This window comes from Streptomyces jeddahensis (assembly GCF_001642995.1).
Taxonomy (GTDB): domain Bacteria; phylum Actinomycetota; class Actinomycetes; order Streptomycetales; family Streptomycetaceae; genus Streptomyces; species Streptomyces jeddahensis.
The window spans coordinates 46,532-53,468 of record NZ_LOHS01000023.1; the positions used below are offsets into that span (position 1 = coordinate 46,532).

At 69.6% G+C, this 6,937-nt stretch carries 4 protein-coding genes; all 4 read left to right on the forward strand.

Annotated features, from left to right (window positions below; all coding sequences use genetic code 11):
* The first annotated feature begins 17 nt into the window (after nt 1-17).
* Nucleotides 18-1,223, forward strand: coding sequence for a S8 family peptidase (locus STSP_RS02235; protein WP_067271222.1), 1,206 nt, complete (start codon nt 18-20; stop codon nt 1,221-1,223).
* 423 nt (nt 1,224-1,646) lie between these two features.
* Nucleotides 1,647-3,641, forward strand: coding sequence for an alpha-1,4-glucan--maltose-1-phosphate maltosyltransferase (locus tag STSP_RS02240; RefSeq protein ID WP_067271224.1), 1,995 nt, complete (start codon nt 1,647-1,649; stop codon nt 3,639-3,641).
* Entirely contained in the window at nt 3,638-5,341 is a 1,704-nt protein-coding gene (treS, locus tag STSP_RS02245) for a maltose alpha-D-glucosyltransferase (RefSeq protein WP_067271226.1), read from the forward strand. Before STSP_RS02240 ends, treS begins: the two co-directional genes overlap by 4 nt.
* A 213-nt stretch (nt 5,342-5,554) precedes the next feature.
* On the forward strand, nt 5,555-6,937 hold a 1,383-nt coding region (locus tag STSP_RS02250), incomplete at its 3' end, for a maltokinase N-terminal cap-like domain-containing protein (protein ID WP_067271232.1).

Sequence of the window (6,937 nt, forward strand, 5' to 3'; positions counted from 1 at the left end):
GGAGGGGAACTCACGACATGGCACTGACGCGTACACAGCGTCTGCGCTGGGCAGGGGCTCTCACCGCGGTCACCACGGCCGCGGTGCTGTCTGCCGTCACCCTGCCGGCGCAGGCGGCCCCCGCGGAGGGGCGCGTTCTGGGGGCCGGGGCACCCGGTTCCGTCAGCGGCAGCTACATCGTGACACTCAAGGGGGGAACGAAGGCCCCGTCGGACGCCGGCCAGGCCCTCGCGTCGAAGTACGGGGCGAAAATCAGCCATACCTACGGCACGGCGCTCAACGGGTACGCGGTGCGGGCGGACGCCACGGAGGCCCGGCGTCTGGCGGCCGACCCGAAGGTCGCCTCGGTCGTCCAGGACGCCAGGGTGACCGTGGACCACACCCAGCCGAACCCCCCGTCCTGGGGCCTCGACCGCATCGACCAGGACGACCTGCCGCTCGACAAGTCCTACACGTGGCCGGAGTCCGCGGGCCAGGGCGTGACGGTGTACGTGATCGACACCGGCATCCGGACCACGCACAAGGACTTCGGCGGCCGGGCGAGCAGCGGCTGGGACTTCGTCGACGACGACGCCGTCGCCCAGGACGGCAACGGCCACGGGACCCATGTGGCGGCCACCGCCGTCGGCACGAAGTACGGCGTGGCGAAGAAGGCGAACGTCGTCGCCGTGCGCGTCCTCGACGACGCGGGCGGCGGCACGCTGGCGCAGGTCATCGCGGGCATCGACTGGGTGACGAAGCACGCGCAGAAGCCGGCGGTCGCCAACATGAGCCTGGGCGGGCCCGTCAGCCCGCAGCTCGATGCGGCGGTGCGCAACTCCATCGCGTCCGGTGTGACGTACACCGTCGCCGCCGGGAACGAAGGCCTCCCGGCCTCTCTCGGCTCGCCCGCCCGGGTCCAGGAGGCCATCACGGTCGGTGCGACCGACCAGGAGGACGCGCGGGCGAGCTTCTCGAACTGGGGAGCGCGACTGGACCTGTTCGCCCCCGGTGTGGACATCACGTCGGCGTCGTACGCTGACGACACGGGCAAGGCGACCTTCTCCGGTACGTCCATGGCGTCGCCGCACGCCGCGGGCGCTGCCGCGCTCTATCTGGCCGACCACGCCTGGGCGTCTCCGGCCGACGTGAGCAAGGCTCTCGTCGACCGGGCCGTGTCGGGCAGGGTCACCGGCGCACTGCCGGGCTCGCCCAACAAGCTTCTGCAGGTCAACAACCCGTAGCAGCCCGGCTTGCCTCCCAGGCCCGCAAGGCAACCCGGTAGGAGAAGCCCTCGAGAAAGGCGTGTTCATGGCACCGGCCCCGTCTCCGCGACGGGGCCGGTGGTGTGTGCGCACCTACGCGCGAGTAGTTAACACTCCACCGGATTGCCCACCCGAGGACCGGGGGAAGGCTCATCCGGTACACACAGAAACCTCTCGGACACCTCGCCGTCCGTTCCCCGTGCTAGACCGTCTTCACACCCCCGTATCGGCCCACCCCCCTCCTGACACCAGAACAGTCGGAGCGCCATCGGCGCCCCTCCGAATGAGTGAACGCGGACAGGAGCGGCCATGCCCGCAACGCGCCAGCCGTCGACAGCACAGATACAAAGGGCAAAGGGCATATCGCCCGAAACCCTCCATACAAACCCCCCAGGTGATCCCATGATCGGCCGCATCCCCGTCCTGGATGTCCGCCCCCTCGTCGACTGCGGTCGCAGGCCCGCGAAGGCGGTGACGGGCGAGGCGTTCCAGATCACCGCGACCGTCTTCCGCGAGGGCCATGACGCGGTGGCGGCCAATGTCGTCCTGCGCGATCCGGAAGGCCGGAGCGGGCCGTGGACTCCGATGCGCGAGCTGGCCCCGGGCACTGACCGCTGGGGCGCCACGGTCAGGCCGGACACCGAGGGCCGCTGGACGTACGCGGTGGAGGCCTGGAGCGACCCGATCAGCACCTGGCGCCACCACGCACGGATCAAGATCCCCGCGGGCCAGGACACGGAGCTCGTCCTCGAGGAGGGCGCGCAGCTGTACGAGCGCGCGGCCAAGGGCGTACCCAAGGCCGAAGGCGGCCGCGAGGCCGTGCTGGCCGCGGTGGACGCCCTGCGCGACACCGGGCGCCCGGCCGCGTCCCGGCTGGCCGCGGCCCTGACGCCCGAGCTGGACGAGGTGTTCGCCCGGCACCCGCTGCGCGAGCTCGTGACGTCCTCGAAGCCGCTGCCGCTGCAGGTGGAGCGGAAGAGGGCGCTGTTCGGCTCCTGGTACGAGTTCTTCCCGCGCTCGGAGGGCGCGGTCGTCGAGGAGGGCAAGCCCCCGGTCAGCGGCACCTTCCGGACCGCGGCGGAGCGACTGCCCGCGATCGCGGCGATGGGCTTCGACGTGGTCTACCTGCCGCCGGTTCACCCGATCGGCACAACGTTCCGCAAGGGACCCAACAACACCCTGTCGGCGGGTCCCGACGACGTCGGCGTGCCCTGGGCGATCGGCTCCCCCGACGGCGGGCACGACGCGATCCACCCGGACCTCGGCACCATCGAGGACTTCGACGCCTTCGTGCGCACGGCATCGGAGCTGCGCCTGGAGATCGCCCTCGACTTCGCGCTGCAGTGCTCCCCCGACCACCCGTGGGTCCAGAAGCACCCGGAGTGGTTCCACCACCGGCCCGACGGCACCATCGCGTACGCCGAGAACCCGCCGAAGAAGTACCAGGACATCTACCCGATCGCCTTCGACCGGGACATGAAGGGGCTGGTCGCGGAGACCCTGCGGGTGCTGCGGCACTGGATGGACCACGGGGTGCGGATCTTCCGCGTGGACAACCCGCACACCAAGCCCGTGGTGTTCTGGGAGAAGGTCATCGCGGAGATCAATCGCACCGACCCGGATGTGATCTTCCTGGCCGAGGCGTTCACCCGCCCGGCGATGATGCACACGCTCGCGGCCATCGGCTTCCAGCAGTCGTACACGTACTTCACCTGGCGCAACACCAAGGAGGAGCTGTCCGACTACCTCACCGAGCTGTCCGGCGACGCCGCCTCCTACATGCGGCCCAACTTCTTCGTGAACACCCCCGACATCCTGCACGCCTACCTGCAGAAGGGCGGGCGGCCCGCCTTCGAGGTGCGGGCCGTGCTGGCCGCGACGCTCTCGCCGACCTGGGGCGTCTACAGCGGCTACGAGCTGTGCGAGAACGTCCCCGTGCGCGAGGGCAGCGAGGAGTACCTGAACTCCGAGAAGTACGAGCTGCGCCCGCGCGACTGGCGGACCGCGGAGCGCACGGGGAACACCATTGCGCCCCTCATCACCACGCTGAACCGCATCCGGCGCCTCAATCCGGCGCTGCAGCAGCTGCGTGACCTGCACTTCCACCACGCGGACAAGGACGCGATCATCGCGTACTCCAAGCGCAGCGGTTCGAACACGATTCTGGTGGTCGCCAACCTGGACCCACACCACACCCAGGAGGCGACGGTCTCGTTGGACATGCCGCACCTAGGACTGGACTGGCACGACACCGTTCCGGTACGCGACGAGCTCACCGGAACGACCTACCACTGGGGCAGGACGAACTACGTGCGCCTGGAGCCGGGTCGAGCGCCCGCGCACGTCTTCAACGTCCTGCGACCGTCCTCACCGATCGGAGGGTCACCCACAACATGATCGTCAACGAACCCGTCGCGGACACCTTCGAAGACACTCCGGCCAAGGACAGGGACCCGGATTGGTTCAAGCGAGCCGTCTTCTACGAGGTACTGGTCCGCTCCTTCCAGGACAGCAACGGCGACGGCGTCGGAGATCTGAAGGGCATCACCGCAAAGCTCGACTATCTGCAGTGGCTCGGTGTGGACTGCCTCTGGCTGCCGCCCTTCTTCAAGTCGCCGCTGCGTGACGGCGGCTACGACGTCTCCGACTACACCGCCGTCCTGCCCGAGTTCGGCGACCTCGCCGACTTCGTGGAGTTCGTGGACGCCGCACACCAGCGCGGCATGCGGGTGATCATCGACTTCGTCATGAACCACACCAGCGACCAGCACCCGTGGTTCCAGGAGTCCCGCGCCCACCCCGACGGCCCCTACGGCGACTACTACGTCTGGGCCGACGACGACAAGCAGTACCAGGACGCGCGGATCATCTTCGTCGACACGGAGGTGTCCAACTGGACCTTCGACCCGGTCCGCAAGCAGTACTTCTTCCACCGCTTCTTCTCCCACCAGCCGGACCTCAACTACGAGAACCCGGCCGTCCAGGAGGAGATCCTCGCCGCGCTGCGCTTCTGGCTCGACCTGGGCATCGACGGCTTCCGGCTGGACGCGGTGCCGTATCTGTACGCGGAGGAGGGCACCAACTGCGAGAACCTGCCGGCGACCCATGAGTTCCTGAAGCGGGTGCGCAAGGAGATCGACGCCCACTACCCGGACACGGTCCTGCTGGCCGAGGCCAACCAGTGGCCGGAGGACGTCGTCGACTACTTCGGCGACTACGCGACCGGCGGCGACGAGTGCCACATGGCGTTCCACTTCCCGGTGATGCCGCGCATCTTCATGGCGGTGCGCAGGGAGTCGCGCTACCCCGTCTCCGAGATCCTGGCCAAGACGCCGGAGATCCCCTCGAAGTGCCAGTGGGGCATCTTCCTGCGCAACCACGACGAGCTCACGCTCGAGATGGTCACGGACGAAGAGCGCGACTACATGTACGCGGAGTACGCCAAGGACCCGCGCATGCGCGCCAACATCGGCATCCGCCGCCGACTGGCGCCCCTCCTGGACAACGACCGCAACCAGATCGAGCTGTTCACGGCCCTGCTGCTGTCGCTGCCCGGCTCGCCGATCCTCTACTACGGCGACGAGATCGGCATGGGCGACAACATCTGGCTCGGCGACCGCGACGCGGTGCGCACGCCGATGCAGTGGACGCCCGACCGCAACGCAGGCTTCTCGTCCTGCGACCCGGGCCGGCTCTTCCTGCCGACGATCATGGACCCGGTCTACGGCTACCAGGTCACGAACGTCGAGGCGTCGATGTCGTCCCCGTCGTCGCTGCTGCACTGGACGCGCCGGATGATCGAGATCCGCAAGCAGAACATGGCGTTCGGGCTCGGCTCGTTCACCGAGCTGCCGTCGTCGAACCCGGCCGTGCTGGCCTTCCTGCGGGAGTACAAGGACGACCTCGTCCTGTGCGTGAACAACTTCTCGCGCTTCGCGCAGCCGACGGAGCTCGATCTGCAGGCCTTCGACGGACGGCATCCGGTGGAGTTGATCGGCGGGGTGCGGTTCCCGGCCATCGGTGAGCTGCCGTATCTGCTCACGCTCGCCGGGCACGGCTTCTACTGGTTCAGGTTGAGGAAGGACGGCGCTGCGTAGTTCCGGGCGGCGGGACGGTTTCCGCCGTCCCGCCCTGGGAACTGTGACCATCACCGAGTCCGTACGGCATCGCACCGGTCGCCCCTGTTGCGCCGATCGAGTCCGTACGGACCATCCTCACCCGACACGTCCCGTACAGCCGCACAGCATTTGCCGCATTCCGGGACACTTGACGCGCATTTTTGTGGGTGCCCGGGGAAAGGACGCGACGCCATGTCGGAAGCCGCCACCCGCAGGGGTACGACGTCCATCGCGCCTCCCGACCTGCTCGCGTCCCTCGATCCTCTGTTGCGTGAGTGGCTGCCGCGGCAGCGGTGGTTCGCCGGCAAGGGAAGGCCCGTCACCGGCTTCACGCTGATCTCCGCGACCGAACTGCTGGAGCCGCCTCTGGCGTCCCCGGGCGTCATCCACCTTCTCGTGCAGGCGGAGCAGCACCATCAGCCCATACAGATCGCCGGCACGCCGGGCCACAGCAGCGCGCCGCACACCGACTGCTACCAGCTGCTGATCGGCGTCCGGAAGGCGCTGCCCCCGCATCTCGCGCCCGCGCTGATCGGGCACGTGACGCACGGACCGCTGGCCGGGCAGACGGTGTACGAAGGGCTGCACGATCCGCACATCGCCGAGCTGCTGCTCGAGCGGCTGCGGCTGCCGGGGCGGCTCGGGGAGCTGCGGTTCGGGCGCGACACCCGCGCGGACATCCCGTCCGGCCTGGTTCCGCGCGCTCTGGGCGCGGAGCAGTCCAACACGTCGCTCGTGTACGGAGATACGTTCATCCTGAAACTGTTCCGCCGTGTGGTGCCGGGGGTGAACCCGGACCTGGAGCTGCCGCGGGCGCTGGCCCGGCAGGGCTGCGGGCGGGTGCCCGCGCCGGTCGCCTGGTTCGAGTCGCACGAGCCGGGTCCGGCGGCCGAGCCGCTCGTACTCGGCGTGCTGCAGCCCTATCTCAAGGGGTCCACGGACGGCTGGGAGCTGGCGCTGCGCATGCTCGCCAAGGGCGACGACTTCAGCGGGGAGGCGCGGGCTCTCGGCCGTGCGACCGCCGAGGTGCACCTCGCGCTCGGCCGGGCCCTGCCCACCGCGACGCTGGGCCGCACCCAGGTCGAACTGATCGCCGGTGGGATGGCGGAGCGCCTCGAAGCGGCCGCCCAGGCGGTGCCCGCGCTGCGCCCGTACGTTCCCGGGCTGCGCTCCGCCTTCGACGCGCTGGCCCAGCTGGGCGCCGAGGGCCGCACCTGGACCGCCCAGCGGGTCCATGGCGATCTGCACCTGGGGCAGTGCCTGCGCTCACCGGCCGGTGAGTGGTCGCTCATCGACTTCGAGGGCGAGCCGGCGCGTCCGCTCGCCGAGCGCCGGATGCCGCAGCCCACAGTGCGGGACGTCGCCGGGATGCTCCGCTCCTTCGACTACGCCGCGCGCTCCCACCAGCCGTGGGCGCCCGAGTGGGCCGACACCTGCCGGGCCGCGTACTGCAGGGGGTACGCGGAGGTGTCGGGCAGCGACCCGCGCACCGAGCCCGTGATACTGCGCGCCTACGAGACGGACAAGGCGGTGTACGAGGTCCTCTACGAGGCCCGGCACCGCCCCGACTGGCTG

What these genes read in the sequence shown, in the direction of transcription:
- STSP_RS02235 (WP_067271222.1), top strand. Translation starts at nt 18, where the DNA reads ATGGCACTGACGCGTACACAGCGTCTGCGCTGGGCAGGGGCTCTCACC.
- treS (WP_067271226.1), top strand. Translation starts at nt 3,638, where the DNA reads ATGATCGTCAACGAACCCGTCGCGGACACCTTCGAAGACACTCCGGCC.
- STSP_RS02240 (WP_067271224.1), top strand. Translation starts at nt 1,647, where the DNA reads ATGATCGGCCGCATCCCCGTCCTGGATGTCCGCCCCCTCGTCGACTGC.